This window comes from Pseudoalteromonas lipolytica, assembly GCF_001306915.1.
GTDB classification, from domain to species: domain Bacteria; phylum Pseudomonadota; class Gammaproteobacteria; order Enterobacterales; family Alteromonadaceae; genus Pseudoalteromonas; species Pseudoalteromonas simplex.
In genome coordinates, this window is record NZ_LJTC01000004.1 from 135,077 (window position 1) to 152,601 (window position 17,525).

Annotated in this window: 16 protein-coding genes; 3 read left to right on the top strand and 13 right to left on the bottom strand. The window is 41.1% G+C overall.

The window, feature by feature from the left end:
• Positions 1 to 33: 33 nt before the first annotated feature.
• The 12 genes from AOG27_RS07175 to AOG27_RS07230 form a co-directional block, all read right to left on the bottom strand.
• Positions 34 to 2,811 (bottom strand): ExeM/NucH family extracellular endonuclease, encoded by a 2,778-nt coding sequence (locus AOG27_RS07175; RefSeq protein WP_054552336.1) that lies wholly within the window; start codon positions 2,809 to 2,811, stop codon positions 34 to 36.
• A 131-nt stretch (positions 2,812 to 2,942) separates the two neighbouring features.
• A complete protein-coding gene (hemB, locus tag AOG27_RS07180; protein ID WP_054552337.1) occupies positions 2,943 to 3,953 on the bottom strand; it encodes a porphobilinogen synthase in 1,011 nt (336 codons plus the stop codon).
• A 13-nt stretch (positions 3,954 to 3,966) separates the two neighbouring features.
• A complete protein-coding gene (locus AOG27_RS07185; RefSeq protein WP_054552338.1) occupies positions 3,967 to 5,823 on the bottom strand; it encodes a sensor domain-containing diguanylate cyclase in 1,857 nt (618 codons plus the stop codon).
• A 1-nt stretch (position 5,824) separates the two neighbouring features.
• Entirely contained in the window at positions 5,825 to 6,607 is a 783-nt protein-coding gene (locus tag AOG27_RS07190; protein WP_054552339.1) for a TatD family hydrolase, read from the bottom strand.
• Positions 6,607 to 7,131: a hypothetical protein gene (locus AOG27_RS07195; protein WP_054552340.1), complete on the bottom strand. Its 525-nt coding sequence runs from the start codon at positions 7,129 to 7,131 to the stop codon at positions 6,607 to 6,609. The genes AOG27_RS07190 and AOG27_RS07195 overlap by 1 nt, the downstream gene beginning before the upstream one ends.
• Before the next feature lies 1 nt (position 7,132).
• Positions 7,133 to 7,873 carry a twin-arginine translocase subunit TatC gene (gene tatC / locus AOG27_RS07200; RefSeq protein WP_054552341.1) on the bottom strand — a complete coding sequence of 247 codons (741 nt, stop codon included), beginning with the start codon at positions 7,871 to 7,873 and terminating at the stop codon, positions 7,133 to 7,135.
• Between the two features lie 50 nt (positions 7,874 to 7,923).
• The gene (gene tatB / locus AOG27_RS07205; protein ID WP_054552342.1) at positions 7,924 to 8,256 is read right to left on the bottom strand and encodes a Sec-independent protein translocase protein TatB; all 333 of its coding nucleotides are present in this window, start codon (positions 8,254 to 8,256) and stop codon (positions 7,924 to 7,926) included.
• A gap of 5 nt (positions 8,257 to 8,261) precedes the next feature.
• Entirely contained in the window at positions 8,262 to 8,501 is a 240-nt protein-coding gene (tatA, locus tag AOG27_RS07210) for a Sec-independent protein translocase subunit TatA (RefSeq protein WP_054552343.1), read from the bottom strand.
• Between the two features lie 77 nt (positions 8,502 to 8,578).
• The gene (gene ubiB, locus AOG27_RS07215) at positions 8,579 to 10,180 is read right to left on the bottom strand and encodes a ubiquinone biosynthesis regulatory protein kinase UbiB (RefSeq protein WP_054552344.1); all 1,602 of its coding nucleotides are present in this window, start codon (positions 10,178 to 10,180) and stop codon (positions 8,579 to 8,581) included.
• Positions 10,181 to 10,197: 17 nt separating this feature from the next.
• Entirely contained in the window at positions 10,198 to 10,803 is a 606-nt protein-coding gene (locus AOG27_RS07220) for a ubiquinone biosynthesis accessory factor UbiJ (RefSeq protein WP_054552345.1), read from the bottom strand.
• 28 nt (positions 10,804 to 10,831) lie between these two features.
• Entirely contained in the window at positions 10,832 to 11,587 is a 756-nt protein-coding gene (gene ubiE / locus AOG27_RS07225) for a bifunctional demethylmenaquinone methyltransferase/2-methoxy-6-polyprenyl-1,4-benzoquinol methylase UbiE (protein ID WP_054552346.1), read from the bottom strand.
• Between the two features lie 121 nt (positions 11,588 to 11,708).
• Positions 11,709 to 12,695: a GGDEF domain-containing protein gene (locus AOG27_RS07230; RefSeq protein ID WP_054552347.1), complete on the bottom strand. Its 987-nt coding sequence runs from the start codon at positions 12,693 to 12,695 to the stop codon at positions 11,709 to 11,711.
• A gap of 359 nt (positions 12,696 to 13,054) precedes the next feature.
• On the opposite strand from AOG27_RS07230, the gene AOG27_RS07235 reads away from it, so the two are divergent.
• A complete protein-coding gene (locus AOG27_RS07235; protein ID WP_054552348.1) occupies positions 13,055 to 14,833 on the top strand; it encodes a DUF885 domain-containing protein in 1,779 nt (592 codons plus the stop codon).
• Between the two features lie 525 nt (positions 14,834 to 15,358).
• Complete coding sequence (locus AOG27_RS07240) at positions 15,359 to 15,649, top strand: hypothetical protein (protein WP_082389226.1); 291 nt, start codon at positions 15,359 to 15,361, stop codon at positions 15,647 to 15,649.
• A 9-nt stretch (positions 15,650 to 15,658) separates the two neighbouring features.
• Here the strand turns inward: AOG27_RS07240 and AOG27_RS07245 are convergent, their stop codons facing one another.
• Positions 15,659 to 16,558: a LysR family transcriptional regulator gene (locus AOG27_RS07245; RefSeq protein WP_054552350.1), complete on the bottom strand. Its 900-nt coding sequence runs from the start codon at positions 16,556 to 16,558 to the stop codon at positions 15,659 to 15,661.
• Positions 16,559 to 16,712: 154 nt separating this feature from the next.
• On the opposite strand from AOG27_RS07245, the gene AOG27_RS07250 reads away from it, so the two are divergent.
• Entirely contained in the window at positions 16,713 to 17,468 is a 756-nt protein-coding gene (locus tag AOG27_RS07250) for an SDR family oxidoreductase (RefSeq protein ID WP_054552351.1), read from the top strand.
• Positions 17,469 to 17,525 lie beyond the last annotated feature (57 nt).

Below are 17,525 nucleotides of genomic sequence, written 5' to 3' on the forward strand. Positions count from 1 at the left end.
GATAAGCGGCCTTTTTACTTAATGCGGTGTCGCTTATTTTTTCATGCGACGACGAAGTGCAAATGGTAAAGCAAGTAGACTTAACCAAGCAAATGAACCAGAATCATCATCTTTTGACTCTTCTTCAGTTTCATCTTCTTCAACTTCTTCGGTTACATCATCTGCCACATCATTGGTAATGTTGATGTAGAGTAATTGTGCTTCTGATAAGTTGCCTGCGCTATCTTCTGCACGGATCATTAATGTAAGCTTGTCTTCTTCTTCAAAATCGAGCTCTTTGGCTACTGTGATTTCACCTGTAGCACTGATTGCAATCGCGTCAGCATGCTCACCTTCAATGCTAAAGCTAACGACAGGTGTATAATCAGCGTCACCATCAGAGAAAACAAGTTGACCAATCACAGCGCCTACCTCACTGTTTTCAACGATTTCGAATGATTGCTGAACTTCGATTACTGGCGCTTGTTGTTCTGGAACAGGCTCTGCAGATTGGATATCAACAATCACTGGGTCGTGATCAGATGCACGGTATGCATCGTCAGCGTAAAGGCTAGCTTGTTGTGTCGATGATTTATACTCAAGGTTGTAGTCTAGGCTGATTGGCTCATCGGCATTGATATGCCAATCCGTAGCAGCAACAACTTTAGCAAGCATAGATTCAGAGACTAGTGCGTGGTCAAGGCTACCAATGCGGCCAGAGAAGCTATAAGAATAACCTAATGTGTCGCCGTCTAGTTCAGCAACCGCACTCTTCAGACCTTTATCTGCAAATGCACGGATAGGATCTTCCATCGCGTATGCGTTCATATCACCCACTAGGATGATATCTTCATCTTCAACTTCTGTTGGGTAAGTGGCTAACCAATCAGCATATGCATTTGCACCCGCAACACGGATTTCATTCCAACATGATTGACCATCGCCTAAGTCAGCATTATTACCTTCAGCGCTACCACAGCCGCCTTTAGATTTTAGGTGGGCAACGGCAACAGTGAAGATTTCTTTGCTTTCAAGAGACTGGAAGCTTTGTGCAATTGGCGGGCGATTGCTGTAATCGAAAGGTTCTACTGTGGTATGAGCAGCCTTACCAACTTCAGATACTTTATTTGAGCGATAAATAAGTGCTGTCGTGATTGCATCAGTACCAATTTGGTCAACGCCGAAATCAACGAATGCGTAGGTATTTTCTGCATCTTCATCATTAAGTGCAGATACTAGGCTAGCAATGGCGCTATTTTCACCGAAACCGTCATTTTCGATTTCCATTAAGCCAATCACATCAGCATTTATAGCCGTGATTGCGCTAACTAATTTAGCTTCTTGGCGAGTAAACTCTTCTTCGCTATCTGCACCACGGCTAGTTGGGAAGCCTGCACCTTGGCCGTCGCCATTAAAGTAGTTTAATACGTTAAAGCTTGCTACACGTAGATCTGCATCTTCGTTAAGCTCTGGTGCATCTGTACGAGGGTTAGTTGCAGTGAACTCAGGTTGTACTGTTGGGTGAATACGATAACGGTCGAAGCTGTAACCCATTACACCGGTAATCGTATTAACAGTATCGCCTAAACGTAATGTGTTATAGGCATCAAGGCCCGTACCTGGGTAAGCAATAGGATCAAGGTTTTGCTTTGTTGAACCATCGTCGATTAAGATTTGTTTTTTCAGGTTTTCAGCTTCAACAGCATTTGCTGCATCGCCTGGAAGCGCTACTTGAGTTCCTTGGTATAAACGCTCAGTACCTAAGTCAACTTCACCATAGCGACCAAGGCCGTAGTTGTTATTAACGACTAAAGGTTGCGCGATGGTTACTAACATACCTTCGTAAGCTTCAAGGTCTGCCACGTCAGTAACTGGTAAAGTGATAGCGGTTGCATCAGTAGATAAACCTGTCGCACAGATCTCAACTTGGCTAACATCGCCTAGTTGTGTTGCGCTGTAGTATTCAGCAACGCTACCTTTAACACGCACATGGTCACCAACTGCAACGTCGGTATCTGCGAAATAAACAAATACACCTTCAGAAGTTAGTGGGTTTGTATCAACATCAGCAGCAAGTGAGCTAATGAAGAAACCTTTTAGTTGATCATCACCTTGGAAGTCAGCTGTAACAACACCTTCAACTTCTACTTCAGTGTTAATAAGCGGGCTGTCGCCGCCTTCACCTTGAATTGCGCTGATTAAGGTTTTTGCTGCACCACACTCAAGGGGAGTGACAGGTTCTGGCTCAGGCGTTGGCTCTGTGCTCTCACCATATTGACCAATATTGCTGAAATCGTCTTGGTCGAATTGCTCCCACTCATCGCTTGGGTTGAACGCAGAGGTTGCATCAGTACGGCCTGTAGTAACAGTTGCTTTACGGCGCAGTGTTTTATTTTGTGTTGAAACGCCGCCTTCATCCCATGCTGAACCTGGATCAACGCCCAGTTGACCAAAGCTATCAACAATTGCACCATCTTTAGTTAGCACTAATGCGTCATCACCGTTGAAGTAAGTGATTGTTGATTCAGTATCTGCATTGGCTTTTAACTCATCAGCAGAGCCCGCATTTACAATAACGTAGGTTGCATTTGCTGCAAGAGTACCTGTTAAAGCTAAGCTGTTATTAGGGTCTGCTAGATCGCCATTACCATTTGAGTATAAAGAGATGGTGTAACCGTCAAGCGATAGTTCAGCACTCGATGTGTTGTATAGCTCTACCGCTTTATTGTTAGAGCTTCCTTCAACATATTCAGAGATGATTAGGTTGGCAGAAGCAGGCGCGCTCAGGCTTGCAATAACAAGCGCGAGCGGCGTTAATTTTGTATTTATCATTATTTTTCCCGTGTATGTATTATTAAAGTCCCAATATGGGACACAGTACTTTAAGAAAAATCTATGACAAATTAAATACAAAATGTTAATAAAATAGAAATAATGACCTATTTTAAGAACATTTTTTTAAGTTAGTTGTTTTTTAACCATTTTGCAGCTTGTTTTGCAAAATAAGTCAGGATGCCATCGGCGCCAGCGCGCTTAAATGCTAATAATGACTCCATGATTATTGCATCTTCTGCAAGCCAACCGTTATCAATGGCTGCTTTATGCATAGCATATTCACCGCTTACTTGGTATGCAAATGTTGGTACACCAAACTCATCTTTTACGCGGCGTACTACATCTAAATATGGCATACCTGGTTTCACCATTACCATGTCTGCACCTTCTTGCAGATCAAGGGCTACTTCACGAATCGCTTCATCAGAGTTGGCAGGGTCCATTTGATAGGTCTTTTTATCGGCACCTTTTAAGTTGCCTGCAGAACCTACCGCATCACGGAATGGGCCATAGTAGCTTGAAGCGTATTTAGCTGAGTAAGCCATGATACGAGTGTGGATATGGCCTTCGGCTTCGAGAGCTTCACGAATTGCACCAATACGTCCATCCATCATGTCTGATGGCGCAACTACATCAGCACCCGCTTCGGCATGCGATAGCGCTTGTTTAACTAAGATTTCAGTTGTTACATCGTTAATCACATAACCGTCTTCATCGATGATGCCGTCTTGACCATGAACAGTGAATGGGTCAAGTGCAACATCTGTGATCACACCTAATGTAGGAAAAGCTTCTTTCAGTGCGCGTACAGTGCGTTGTGCTAATGCATCTGGGTTATAGGCTTCTTCAGCAAGAAGGGATTTTTTATCGCTCGGTGTTACCGGGAAAATAGCGACGGCAGGTACACCTAGCTCTACAAGCTCTTTTGCTTCCTCAAGCAACAAATCAATAGAAAGACGATCTATACCTGGCATTGACTCAATGGCTTCGCGGCGGTTCTTACCTTCTAGCACAAATACGGGAAAAATAAGGTCATTTACAGTTAGTTGGTTTTCAGCCATTAGGCGACGAGAGAAGTCATCACGACGCATGCGGCGCATACGTGTATAAGGGAAAAGGTCGAGTCCTGATTGGGCCATGCTTTGTATACTCCTAGTCTGGTAGAGGATAACTCACTACGCGATTTCGACCTGTTTGCTTGGCATGATATAAGGCTTTGTCGGCATAGTCAGTGAAAAAACTTGGGTTATTAATGTCTTCAGCAATTGCGCTGTAAACACCTGCACTCAAAGTAAATTTAATCGTTGTTCCGGCAACTATTATATCAGTATTTTGGGCTGCTTTGCGTATTTGTTCGGCAATTTCTAATGCACCTTCTAGTGGTGTATTCGGTAATAACACTACAAATTCTTCGCCGCCATAGCGCGCCACTTCATCGAGAGGTCGTTTAAGATGCTGTTTGATGACATCTGCAGCTGCTTGAATGGTTTGATCACCGGTTAAATGACCATAGGTATCATTGATTGCTTTGAAGTGGTCAATATCTAACATGATGATAGCTAAAGGTGTTTGTTCACGTCGCGAGCGACGAATATCCATCAATAGTTTTTTATCAAAGTAGCGGCGGTTTTTGGTTTTAGTGAGGGCATCTTCCATATTGAGCTGTTCAAGCTCTCGGTTTTTCTCTTCAAGTTCGCGTAATGTCACTTGTAACTCAAAGGTACGCTCTTCAATATTAGCTTCAAGATCTTGGCGTGCTTGCTCTTGCAGTTCAAGGCGCTCACGCATTAAGGTATCTTGTGCTTTACTCTCTGCTAGTGCATTTTGTTGCGCTGCGACTTCAGCGTCGCGTTGCATCAAAAACAATTTTATTACCGCATAACTCAAGCTCAAGCTACAAACTAAAAAGCAAACGAAGGTGAGCGAAAGCATTCCGATATTTAAATCAAATGGATTAAATACACCAAGTGCACTGTAAACAATGGCACAGAAGAAAGCGAACAAAGCAACAAAAAAGCCAATGCACGGCTGCTTATATTCATGATTAAACTGTTTTAGAGCAATACCTGCAAAAATGATAAGCACCGCAGGTAAACTCAATAAGCAGAGTGTGATAGCAATATGAATAGGCAAAAACCACATTGTTATAGTGGCAAGCACAACTGCCCATGCTAGCCAATACTGAAAACGGTTTAAGCGAGATTTGGTAAAGCCGAATATATAGCCTTGCAATGGTACAAATAACGCACCACAGATAAAAAATAGAGTTGGGATTGTCAGTTGTTGAAACGATGAGCCACTAGGTTGTAAATAACGATAACCAAAGCCATAAAGGTAAGCCAAAGAAAGCCACAGCAAGGTAAGTAATAATCCTGTATAGGCGAAATAGCGGCGTCTAGAAAAGCCATAAAGCACTAAATTAGTGAGTGCGAGTGATAATATAAAACCGACTAATAAACCGTACAATAAATTAAATTTACTTTTATGCTTTAGGTATTCTGAGGGTTTCCAAAGGCTTAGAGGTACTCTTAAACCCCCATTGTTTTTAACTTTAAGATAAACAACGGAGTGGCTGGCTTTTGGAATGGTTAATGAGACTAACAGAGACTCATTTTTGATTTGCCGATTAGATAATGGGACTGCATCCCCAATCTTTGTGTTAAATAATAATTGGCTACCTTGAAGATGAAACACGCTCACTTCATCGAGTAAAGGGTTATCTATCGATAATATCAGTGGAATAACATCTAATGAGGTGTTTCTTATCGATAGCTTGAGCCACATTGGTTTTAGAGTCATACCTAGATTTAGGGTTTCGCCTTGGCTTGAATGCCAAGTTACATTGTTACTGCTAAAGGCTTGCTGTTGAGTGATAGGATCAAGGGTGTACTCAACATTAAGCGTATGTTGAGATTTGAATTGTGAACTAACAACAATGGAGTTAGCCTGCAAGTAAGGAGTAAATAAAACAACGAAGATTACGCCACAAAGTGACCATAGGCGCTTCATCTTAACCCTTTATGGAAAATAATTGCTGAAAGTTTAGTGTAGTTTGTTTTGCCACTTCAGTAAATTCTGAGCCTTTTAAATCAGCAATTTGCTGACATACATAAGGAAGGTTCTGAGGCTCATTACGGCGAGTTTTAGGTCTAGGCCTAATATTTCTCGGCATTAAAAAGGGCGCATCAGTCTCAATTAACAAGCGATTTAAAGGGATAGTTGGTACTAAGGCTTGTAGTTGTTCACCACGGCGTTCATCGCAGACCCAGCCCGTAACACCGATATAAAGCCCCATTGCTAGGTAACTTTGGAGTGCGTTTTCGTCACCCGTGAAGCAGTGTAGTACGCCTCGTACCTTGTAATCACTCAAGATTGCGAGCATATCTTCGCTGGCATCTCGCTCATGCAAATACACAGGCATATTTAGTTGCTCAGCAAGCTGTAACTGGCGTCTAAAAACGCTGCGCTGAACATCGCGAGGAGAAAAGTCACGATTGTAATCGAGGCCACACTCGCCAATTGCAACCACTTCAGGGTGTTGGCTGAGAGTTGTTAAGTGTGCTTCAAGGTGATCATCTGCAGTTTTTGCATCATGAGGGTGGACCCCAGCTGTGCAAAATTGCTTAAACTGTTTGGCGAGTTTAAGAGAGGCTTGGCTACTTTGCAGATCGCAGCCAATAAGAAGCATCTGTGTTACATTTGCCTCTGCGGCACGTTGTAACACAGCTTGATGAATATCATCAAATTGATGATTGCTTAAATTGACGCCAGCATCAACTAGCGAATAGTTCATTAGTCAGTACGCTTAACACGAATTGAACGGTTTTGCCCTTCGATTCTTAACAAGAATGAATTGAAAACGCCTCGTTCAATTATGACTTTGTCGCTCACCTCTAGTTTCATTCTATCTGAGCCTACTTGGCGCCACTGTTGACCGTTTTCTAGCTCTATAATCAGCTCCCCGTAAGGCGCTTTTCTAACGCTCTTAACCACTGCGGTTATTTCGTCATCATTTTTTTTTGCAACTTCTTTGTGCTCTAAACCAAAGTCTTCATTTTTTGTTTTTAGAGCTTGTTCACTTGTTGCGGCTGCCGCGGCAACAGGAGCTGCTGAGCTAGTTACAGGTTGCTCAATTTGTTTTTTTGTAGCCGGTTTTGAAAGTGATTTACCTGCCATTACGTTGTCGTAACAAAGTAAGCGGTTAAAATCATTTTCAACAAAAGTACAGGCTTGCAATGCTTGTAAGTTAACTTCGTCTGCCTGTGCAGTACCAGCAATAGTTAAAAGAGCAACGAAGGGAATGAGTTGTTTTTTCATTTTATTCCTCGGATTCCTGTTGAGGTTTGGCGGTATAGAATGCAGCCAAAATTAAACCTAATTCAAATAATAACAGCATGGGTAATGCTAGCAATGTTTGTGACAGTACATCAGGAGGTGTTAAGAACATGGCAACCACGAATACACCTACCACGATATAAGGTCGTTTTTCTTTTAAACTTTTCGTTGTTGTTGCGCCACTCCAGCATAACAGCATGATGGCAACAGGTATTTCAAACGCAATACCAAAAGCAAAAAACAGTTTTAAAGCAAAACTTAAATAACTACTAATATCAGGTGCTAATGTCATCATATCAGGGCCAGTATTAGTAAAAAACCCTAAAATAATAGGTAGCACCACAAAGTAGCAAAATGCGATACCACTATAAAATAGCAAGATACTTGAGGCCAAAATAGGCATTAGCATACGCTTTTCATGTTGATACAAACCTGGTGCTATAAAGCTCCAAACTTGATGCAGTATCATGGGAATAGCAGCAAATAACGCTACAAATAAGGTGAGTTTAAACGGTGCAAAAAAAGGTGCTGTTACATCCGTTGCGATCATGGTGGCAGTGCTTGGCAAGTTTGCAATCAGTGGAGCTGCAACAAAGCTATAAATATCGTTGGCAAAGTACACCAAGGCGATAAATATTAGCAAAATGCTTAACAAAGCTTTCATGAGTCGGTTTCGTAACTCAATCAAGTGGCCAACAAAGCCTGTGTGAGCTTGCTCGGTCATAATTTACTATTCATCATCATTGTTATTGACCACAAAAGCAGAGATTAAATTCACTTTTTTTCGTCATTATTGTTAGTTTCTGCTTTTTCTGGTGTGTCTTTTTTATAACTGTGGGTAACTGACTGAGCAGCCTTTTGAAGTTCGTTTACAGAATCTTGCAGATCTGGTGTGAGCTCTTGCAAGTTTTGCTGTTCTGCTTTTTTTAAGTTCTCGTGAAGCTCATGGATACGGAGTTCTTCGTTCACTTCAGCTTTCACTGAATTGGCGACTGACTTTAATGTTTTTACCCAGCGGCTAACTGTACGAATTGCCACAGGCAAGCGCTCAGGGCCTAACACAATCAGACCTACGATAAGTACGACAACAAGTTCCCACATCCCCATGTTGATTAAGCCTTATGGTCGTCTTTGCTTTTCTCTACGGTTTCTTTGCTTTGCGTGTTAGAAGCTTGCTCTATTTGCTCGCTTTTGGAATTAGTTTGGTCATCATCAGACACGGCTTTTTTAAAGCCTTTTACTGCGCTACCTAAATCACCGCCAATGCCACGAAGTTTCTTTGTGCCAAATAACAACACGATGATTGCTAAAATAATGATTAATTGCCAAATACTGATACCACCAAAACCCATGGGTTACTCCGTTTTTATCAAATTTATTGAATAGACTTGCCTTGATTATACCCACCAAAACATAAATAGCACTTAGTTTATGCGCTTCGCCATGCTGCAATAAAGCCTGCTATAGCAAAGCCTGCGGTAATTACACTGGCGACTAAGTCATGCTGTAAATAACATAAGCCTGAAACTATTAAACAGCTACCAGCAAAGATACTAAGTAACAAAGGCTTAGCAGATTGCGGCGCTGGCAATTGTACAGGTTGTTGTTGACGTTTTAAGTTTTGATAAATTAAATCAGGTAATTCAGGCATTTTTTCTGCCCAAAATGGCAAGTTTGCATACATTTTTTTCATTACTGCAAGCGGACCAACTTGTTCTTTGACCCAATCTTCTAGAAAAGGTTTAGCGGTTTTCCATAAATCAAGCTGCGGATACAGTTGTCTGCCAAGGCCTTCAACATACAACAGCGTCTTTTGTAGTAACACTAATTGCGGTTGAACTTGCATATTAAAGCGACGAGCCGTATTAAACAGGTTAACTAGCACGTGGCCAAAAGAGATTTCGGCCAGTGGTTTGTTGAAAATTGGTTCACACACAGTACGAATGGCAAATTCAAACTCTTCAATGCTGGTATCGGCGGGTACCCAGCCAGAATCAACATGCAGTTGCGCTACTTGGCGGTAATCACGGTTGAAAAAGGCAATAAAGTTCTCTGCTAAATAGCGTTTATCTTCACGATTAAGGGTGCCCACAATGCCGCAATCAATGCCGATATATTTTGGGTTATGAGGGTTTTCACGTGAAACGAAAATATTACCCGGATGCATATCAGCGTGGAAGAAACTGTCGCGGAATACTTGTGTGAAAAATACTTCGACTCCACGCTCAGCTAGTAGCTGCATATTGGTATTTTGTGCCAGTAATGCGTCGGTATCAGATACTGGAATACCGTAAATGCGCTCCATTACTAATACGTTACTGCGGCTGTAGTCACTGTAAACAAAGGGAATGTAGAGCGAATCTGAGTCTTCGAAGTTACGGCGTAGCTGAATCGCATTCGCCCCTTCACGCATTAAGTCGAGCTCATCGAGTAAAGTTTTTTTGTACTCGTTTACTACTTCAATAGGGCGTAAACGTTTTGCTTCTTTTAATAACTTAGCAACCAAGCGAGCGACTTTTTGCATTAGCATTAAGTCAGCATCAATTTGCTCTTTAATGTTAGGGCGAATGACTTTAATCACCACATCTTGTGGCGCGCCATGCTCATCAATTAAGGTTGCCGTGTGAACTTGTGCAATCGAGGCTGATGCCAAAGGTGTTTGCGAAAAATCACTAAATAATTCACTAATATCATTAATACCGAGCGCTTTTTCGATAAGCTGCTGGGCAAGTTCACCTTCAAAAGGCTCAACCTGATCTTGTAGTAGTGCAAGCTCTAATGCGACATCATGAGGGAGTAAATCACGGCGTGTAGAAAGCATTTGACCAAACTTGATCCACACCGGGCCGAGCTCTTGCAATGCAAGTCTTAAGCGCATACCTGCAGGTTTATCTTTATGTTGGTTACGTAACCAAAATAAGCTGCCACGGGCGAGTTTGGCAAACCAAGGCACTCGTTTACGCGGAATTAATTCGTCTAAGCCATAGCTCAGTAGAGTTTTAGTAATGTAATAAAGACGAGCAGACGACACACAAGTTCCTTAGCGCATTAGCGTGACTGTAACAGCGCGTTAATTCGCATCTCTAATTGAGATACTTGGCTTTTTAATTGGCGATTTTGCTGTTTAAATTCAGCAAGTTCAAGAGGGTGTATGGTCACTGCTAACTCATCTTGGCAAAGCGTTGTTAAGGTATTTTCTAACTTGCTTTTCGTTTGTGAACCACGACGTTTTAAAGCTTGAATAGAGAGCCACAACTGTTGTGCTGGGGCATCGCCAATGTATCGAGAAAAATGTTCTGGCCAATCAATATCAAGCTCAGCAAACGCATTGCTAAAGCCTTGCGCAAGATTTAAATCGCCTTGTAAGTCGAGCTTGTCTTGGCGAATGAGTTGCGTGAGCATTGATGGATCTTTAAGCGCTAACAAGGTGTTGATATCGGCGCTGATCATGCAGTCAAAACTGCGTTCTTGCGTACTGTATAAGTGAATTTGCTCGTCGCTGTAAACGCACAAAATTGACTGTTGCCAATCACGTATCTCAATCAACAGCTGTTTATCAGCAATTGCTGCAAGCTTACCCTTTAACTGAGGGTCTAACTGCAGCAGTTGATTAATGATTCGTTCGACGAGTGATAACAGAGCGTTTGCTAACATCGCGTTACCTGCTTAATTTACAGAGTTTTTAGTATTTAAAACCACGGTGAAGGGCAACAATACCGCCAGTAAGGTTTTGATAACTGGTTTGTTCAAAACCCGCATCTTCCATCATGCCTTTTAATGTTTCTTGATCAGGATGCATACGGATAGACTCAGCAAGGTATTGATAAGATTCGCTGTCATTCGCAACCAGCTCACCCATCTTAGGTAAGATATTAAATGAGTAGAAATCGTAGGCTTTGCTCAGTATTTCTTGCTCTGGTTTTGAGAACTCAAGCACAAGTAAACGACCGCCAGGCTTAAGAATACGATACATTGAGCGTAGAGCTTTATCTTTATCGGTCACGTTACGAAGACCAAAGGCAATCGTAATTAAGTCGAAGCTGTTATCAGGAAATGGCAATGCTTCTGCATTCATTTGAACATATTCGATATTGCCAACACGACCAAGGTTTCGAAGTTTCTCACGGCCAACTTTCAGCATTGAAGAGTTAATATCGCCTAAGATTACCTGACCCGTTTCACCCACTAGCTGACTAAATTTAGCGGTTAAATCACCTGTACCGCCTGCAAGGTCTAATACATAGTGACCTTTACGAACACCTGAACTTGCAATAGTTTGGCGTTTCCATAAACGATGAATACCGAACGACATCAGATCATTCATTACGTCATACTTTGCAGCGACTGAGTGGAATACATCTGCAACCATTGATGCTTTGTCGTTTTCAGCAACGGTTTTATAGCCAAAATGCGTGGTCTTTTCTTGATTCTCGTTCATGATTAATCTCTATCGTGGCAATAAAGACTAGTGTACTTGATTGTAGCTGTGGGGTGCAATTTGATTATAACTAAATCATCAGATTAGCATTGCTTTTCATTATTTAGCACAGGTTTAAACTTTACTGGCCGGCAATAAAACTACTTTGCCCAAGCGACTTGGCTTTCGCAGCTGCTAAAGAGGCTTTACGGGCTAAGCTGTTAAAGTCGCCATCGCCTTCATGTTTAGCGATACCTAGGGCTAAGGTAATAGCGGGGAGTTTGGTGCCATTTTTTGAGCTGACAAAGCGCAGCTTTTCGACACCATTTCGTACTTTTTCGGCTATTAAGTTGGCAGTTTCAGGCTCAATATCAGCAAGTAAGATGGTAAATTCATCTTTACTTGTGCGCCCAGGTAAGCCGCTTTCTTGTACGTATTTTTGCACCTGCTTGGCGACTTTATTTAAAATTACTTCACCAATCACATCACCATAGTTTTCAATAAAATGGTTTAAGTTCTCAATGTGAATAGAGATAGCACAAACCGCTTTATTTTGGCCGACCCAAAGTTGAGTTTGTTGATTTAAGTAATGGCGCTTGTATAAGCCGGTTTGTTGGTCGGTGATGTGTTGTTTGCGTAATTGAGTGAGCTGTTTTTGGGTTTTTTCTTGTAGTGATTTGGCTTTTGCTATTTCTTGCTTAAATTGACGATGCTGATTGAGCAGGACTTCAGATTGCTTACTGAGCATTTTTAATGCATGACGCGTTTGCTCAATATTGTTTTCATCAATTGAATGAACACATTCTGTGACTTGATCAGCAAAGCGCACAATATTTTGCTCGTTATTGTTAGCATTTCGCGAAAGGGTGTTAATTACTGAGTCAACGTTGCGAACAATGGCGGTTTTCATTTTATGCCCTTGCTCTATAAAATCGAAATAAAGCTGTTCTACATAGACACAATCGATGGTTTTTCTTTGTGCGATGGCACGGTCAATAGCGGCGTTAAGTTTAGGGTTAGACTGGCTGACGTAGGTGTAAACAACTTGGTAGTTAAGTGGTGACGGCGGTAATGCATGATGTTCTAAAAAGATACATACCTTTGTCATTTTTTCTTGAGCAATAGCCATGGGATCATGGAACATCATTTTTCAATACCACTAAATACGCATATCAACCAATTAATCATCTCTTCCGTAAGGTATAGCTGCTTCCAAGCATAAATACTGAGTCTACAGTAATCTGTAATCAGCCTATTTAAAAGCAAAATCGCTTACTTTGGAACTTAAATTTGTTTCGTTTGTGTCTATTAGCTGATTTTCTCAACAACTTTAACAAGTGTAATTAAAAATTGCTTAAACCTTGCTCATTCTTATTTATACACCGTTGTTAATTTGAGCGTATTTAACCTGAGCTTGGTCGCATTTGTTTGGGTTTTAGCCAGTGCTGCGCTACTTTAGCGATACTGATTAAAACTAAAAAGAATGCTATGAAACAAACACTGTCGCGAACTTTAAATCGTTCTGTTATTACGGTTGCTTTAGCGTGTACTTTAAGCGCTTGCCAAGTAACAAATATTGATGCTGATCAGCAATTTACTCAAGTAGCCGAAAATATTGTTAATTACCGCCAAAGCATCAGCCCGTATGGTAAAGATAATGGCGTTGATGGTTATTTATTAGAAAATCTATCGGCTGAATTTTTAGAACAAAAATACCAAAAGAATACAGAGTTACTTGCCGAGCTAGACGTTATCGACCGTGATAAGTTATCGGAAGAAAATCGCATTAACCTGACTATTTTACGCGGCCAAGTGCAAAATAGTGTCGATGAATATGTGTTTAATGCGCACTACATGCCGCTGACATCTGAATATGGGTTCCATTCTAGCTTGTCATTTATGATCTCCAGCTCAGATTACACAAAACCACAAGATTACCAGCTATATCTTGCTAAATTACAGCAAATTCCTCGCTATTTTTCGCAAAATATCGGCTGGATGCGAAAGGGGCTTGAAGTGGGCCTAACCCAGCCAAAGGCTGTTTTAGAAGGTTATCAAGACTCAATCACGGCTTATATTGTTGATGATGCTACTAAGTCTGAATTCTACAAACCATTTTTAAATAATACGGCAGGCCTAAGTGATAGCGAGTTTGCAGCGCTACAAAAGCAAGCGCAAACCATTATCACAGAACAAGTTATTCCGGCATATCAAGGTTACTTAACCTTCTTTAACAATGAATATCAACCGGGTGCACGTACAGATATTGGTATTTCAAGTACGCCGAATGGCAAAGCGTTTTACGAAAATCGCGCTAAGTACTACACCACCACAGATATGACGCCAAAAGAAATCCATGAGCTGGGTTTACAAGAAGTCGCGCGTATTCGCGCAGAAATGGAAAAAATTATCGAGAAAGTAGGCTTTGAAGGCTCGTTTGCTGATTTTGTGCACTTTTTACGTACTGATCCGCAATTTTACGCAAAAACACCAAAAGATTTGCTAAAAGAAGCGTCTTACATTGCCAAGAAAATGGATGCGCAGTTACCTAAGTTATTCCACACTTTGCCAAGAATGCCGTACGGTGTTGCGCCAGTGCCAGAGAGCATTGCACCTAAATATACAACGGGTCGTTACTCAGGCTCTCGCCGTGATGACCAAGCAGGTTATTACTGGGTTAATACCTATGCGTTAGATAAGCGCCCGTTGTATGTACTTGAAGCATTAACTTTACACGAAGCTGTACCTGGGCATCATTTACAAATCTCGCTAAATGCTGAACTTGAGTCATTACCAAGTTATCGCCGTAATGCATATTTGTCTGCATTTGGTGAAGGTTGGGGCTTATATTCGGAGTTTTTAGGTATCGAAGCGGGCTTTTATCAAGACCCATACAGTGATTTTGGTCGTTTGACTTATGAAATGTGGCGTGCTGCACGTTTAGTGGTTGATACCGGTATGCATATGTATGGCTGGAGCCGTGATCGTGCAATGAAGTTTATGAGCGAAAACACCGCGCTTTCATTGCATAATGTGAAGACAGAAACTGACCGTTATATCTCATGGCCTGCACAAGCGTTGTCATACAAAATTGGTGAGTTAACGATTAAACGTCTACGCCACGAAGCTGAGCAAGCACTTGGTGAAGATTTCGATATTCGCGAATTCCACCATCAAATATTGCGTCATGGCTCAGTGCCAATGTCAGTGCTTGAAGAGCAAATTCAACTTTATATTAAAGCTGAATTAGCCAAACGAGCAGCATAGCTGTATAGCAGTATAAAAGAAGAGGCGTGATTTACATCACGCCTTTTTTAATTAATAAAATGCGAATTCTCCTAGCGCGTTTGTTATTTATCTTTGGGTAATATTATTTTAATCAAATTTGTTAGGAGTAGATTAAATGGACATTATTCCAAAAGCTCGCCTTTTACTTTTAAGTGTATTGCTTATATACCCAAGCCTCCTCAAGATGCAGAATTCAGCGTTTCACAGGTGCTTAATATCAAGGCGTTACTTTGCAAGAATGGCAGTCCCTTTTAAGAAGTAACAACGATGAGAGTAAGTGCCTGTGAAGCGCCCGAAGGGTTGGTTTAAAAGCGATTTATACTGCGTTATTGATTTTAACAATAGAACCACTATTACTTGCAATCAATGCCTTGCCTAAATCGCTTTTAATTCCAACTGAAACTCGCATCTTGAGGTGGTTTGGGTATATTCAGCTTTCAAAATTCAGTTTTTGCAAAAGAGGAACCTACACCCAAAGCGGTTGTTACAGCATTGCTAAATGCAATGAAAAATAATAATGCGGAACAAATTCGGGCTGTTTTTGCCGACAATGCAAGCCAAGAATATGAACGTTGGTATAAGCGTAAGAATAGTGGTGATAGATTTAAAAGCTGGCTTGAATCAGACATTATTAATGTTCATGGCCAAGTAATTGAACCTGCATTAAAAATGATGGGTAATCAAGTCGTTGTCACTGGTACTTATAAAAACAATGATGGTTACTCCAGCCCAGCAAATTTTTTATTAGTGGTAGAGCAGGGTAAGATTGTTAGCTGGACAATGCGGTACGATTAACTAGTAATATTAGTTGAAACTTGAGTTGTGTAATGTGCTAACGGCTTCTTTCATTTTATCAATAAACACCTTAATTTTTTGTGGTGTGTAAGGTTGCTTTTTATACACTGCGTGTGATGAGTAACTTTTTAACTGATAATCTGTTAGAAGAGGAATGAGCTGTTTTTTGTGGATAGCCTCTGAGAAAAACCAAAGAGGCCCAAGGTGAATACCTACGCCATTAATGACTAGGTCTCTCACCGCAGACACACTATTAACTGTGAAGTTACTGTGCATTTTAACATGTGGAAAACGAGTAAAATTAAGGTATTCAATATCGCTTTTTGCTTGTTTTTGTGAATAAAAAATAAAATTGTGTTGTTCAAGATCCATAGGATTCAATGGTATACCAAATTTCTCTAAATACTGCTGACTCGTAACCAGAACTCTGGGGATTTCTCCAAGTTTTCTGGCAATAAGCTGCGAGTTGGCTAACTCACCAATTCTCACCGCAACGTCAATTTTATTGCTAAATAAGTTCTCAAAATCACTACCAAGGAATAATTCAAAATTTAAGTCAGGGTATTGCTTTTGCATTGCCCTACATACTGGGACGACAAATTGCGAGCCAAAGTCGACTGGGGCTCCTATTCTTAAAGTGCCGCTTACTTTATGAATACTGTTCGAGATTTCTTCGTCTAATGCTTGTTGAGCATCAAGGATATCTTTTAGTCGTTCAAAATAAGTTTGTCCTTGTTCTGTAGGAGTAGTACGAACAGTTGAACGATTAAGTAATTTTACCCCTAAGCGCTTCTCTAGTGCAGCAACTTTACGGCTGATAGAGGAAGGTTCGATCCCTAATTGTGCCGCAGCATTTTTGAGGCTGCCAGCTTCTACAACTCGAATAAACAGTGACTTAGCATCGTGCATTTAGTTAATTGCATTTTTGACAATCAGTAATTGCATATTCACCTAATTCCCGCACTTTATTCAATTGGATAAAGTAATGAATTGAGAATAGGTACGCCTAATCCGTTTTAGGTTACTTACTGACTTTGATATGAATTACTTAAAGGAGATAGGAATGTCAAAACCTGATGTTAAAGGTAAAGTGGTGGTTGTTGCTGGCGGTGGCAAAAATTTAGGTGGCTTGATCAGCCAAGAGTTTGCTAAAGAGGGTGCAAAAATTGTTGCACACTATCATAGTGACTCTTCGAAAGCGGAAGCTGAGGCGACTGTTGATGCGATTCTAGCGGCAGGAGGTGAGGCGGTGACGTTTCAAGGTGATTTGTCTAAGGCTGATAATGTAACGGCGCTTTTTGATTTTGCTAAGTCTACTTATGGTGGTATCGATATAGCTGTAAATACAGTTGGCAAGGTCCTAAGAAAGCCAATAGTTGAAACATCTGAAGCGGATTATGATTCGATGTTTGATGTTAACTCAAAAACAGCGTATTTCTTTATAAAAGAAGCGGGTAAGCAGTTAAATAACAACGGCAAAATCATCACAATAGTCACCTCTTTACTCGCCGCATTTACAGATGGGTATTCAACATATGCTGGCGGTAAGGCACCTGTTGAGCACTTTACCCGAGCTGCTGCAAAAGAGTTCTCTGGTCGTGGGATTTCGGTTACAGGTATTGGTCCTGGTCCAATGGATACGCCTTTCTTTTATGGTGAAGAAACGCCAGAGCGTGTGGTATTTCACAAATCACAAGCAATGGGAAACCAATTAACACAAATTGAAGATATCGTACCGATCGTTAAATTTTTAGCGACTGATGGTTGGTGGATCACTGGGCAAACTATTTTTGCTAACGGCGGCTATACAACACGCTAATTGATTAGGTGTGCCGTCAACCTCGGCATACCTATTTTTTTGAATTCAATGCTCTTA

Excerpts from the sequence above, each read along its gene's own strand:
- ubiE (WP_054552346.1), bottom strand. The coding sequence starts at position 11,587 with ATGAACGAGAATCAAGAAAAGACCACGCATTTTGGCTATAAAACCGTT.
- AOG27_RS07190 (WP_054552339.1), bottom strand. The coding sequence starts at position 6,607 with ATGAACTATTCGCTAGTTGATGCTGGCGTCAATTTAAGCAATCATCAA.
- tatC (WP_054552341.1), bottom strand. The coding sequence starts at position 7,873 with ATGACCGAGCAAGCTCACACAGGCTTTGTTGGCCACTTGATTGAGTTA.
- AOG27_RS07195 (WP_054552340.1), bottom strand. The coding sequence starts at position 7,131 with ATGAAAAAACAACTCATTCCCTTCGTTGCTCTTTTAACTATTGCTGGT.
- AOG27_RS07175 (WP_054552336.1), bottom strand. The coding sequence starts at position 2,811 with ATGATAAATACAAAATTAACGCCGCTCGCGCTTGTTATTGCAAGCCTG.
- AOG27_RS07235 (WP_054552348.1), top strand. The coding sequence starts at position 13,055 with ATGAAACAAACACTGTCGCGAACTTTAAATCGTTCTGTTATTACGGTT.
- AOG27_RS07245 (WP_054552350.1), bottom strand. The coding sequence starts at position 16,558 with ATGCACGATGCTAAGTCACTGTTTATTCGAGTTGTAGAAGCTGGCAGC.
- tatB (WP_054552342.1), bottom strand. The coding sequence starts at position 8,256 with ATGGGGATGTGGGAACTTGTTGTCGTACTTATCGTAGGTCTGATTGTG.
- hemB (WP_054552337.1), bottom strand. The coding sequence starts at position 3,953 with ATGGCCCAATCAGGACTCGACCTTTTCCCTTATACACGTATGCGCCGC.
- AOG27_RS07230 (WP_054552347.1), bottom strand. The coding sequence starts at position 12,695 with ATGGCTATTGCTCAAGAAAAAATGACAAAGGTATGTATCTTTTTAGAA.
- AOG27_RS07250 (WP_054552351.1), top strand. The coding sequence starts at position 16,713 with ATGTCAAAACCTGATGTTAAAGGTAAAGTGGTGGTTGTTGCTGGCGGT.
- AOG27_RS07220 (WP_054552345.1), bottom strand. The coding sequence starts at position 10,803 with ATGTTAGCAAACGCTCTGTTATCACTCGTCGAACGAATCATTAATCAA.
- AOG27_RS07185 (WP_054552338.1), bottom strand. The coding sequence starts at position 5,823 with ATGAAGCGCCTATGGTCACTTTGTGGCGTAATCTTCGTTGTTTTATTT.
- AOG27_RS07240 (WP_082389226.1), top strand. The coding sequence starts at position 15,359 with ATGAAAAATAATAATGCGGAACAAATTCGGGCTGTTTTTGCCGACAAT.
- tatA (WP_054552343.1), bottom strand. The coding sequence starts at position 8,501 with ATGGGTTTTGGTGGTATCAGTATTTGGCAATTAATCATTATTTTAGCA.